Annotated in this window: 1 protein-coding gene; it reads left to right on the plus strand. The window is 67.2% G+C overall.

Annotated elements, in window-relative coordinates; all coding sequences use genetic code 11:
* Positions 1–310: HAMP domain-containing protein (locus tag AB4097_RS21570; RefSeq protein ID WP_442043357.1), on the plus strand; the 310-nt coding region annotated here is incomplete at both ends.

The following is a 310-nucleotide window of genomic DNA, read 5'->3' on the forward strand; positions in this document are numbered from 1 at the left end:
GCGTTTCCGGTTCCATGAACCAACTGGCGAACGGTGACCTGTCCGTGAACGTGACAGGTGTGGAGCGCAAGGACGAAGTGGGCGCGCTCGCCCGCTCGCTGCAGGTGTTCAAGGACAACGCCATCGAGGCCCGCCATCTCGCGGCCGCGCAGGAGGYYGAGAACCAGGCCAAGATGCGCCGCGCCGAGGTGCTCGACCAGCTCACCAAGCGCTTCGAGCTCAACGTCTCGGCCCTGACGCAGGGACTGTCCTCGGCCGCCACCGAGATGGAGGCCACCGCCCAGTCCATGACGGCCATCGCCGGACAGAC

This window comes from Microvirga sp. 2MCAF35 (assembly GCF_052115545.1).
In the GTDB taxonomy this organism is placed as follows: Bacteria; Pseudomonadota; Alphaproteobacteria; order Rhizobiales; family Beijerinckiaceae; genus Microvirga.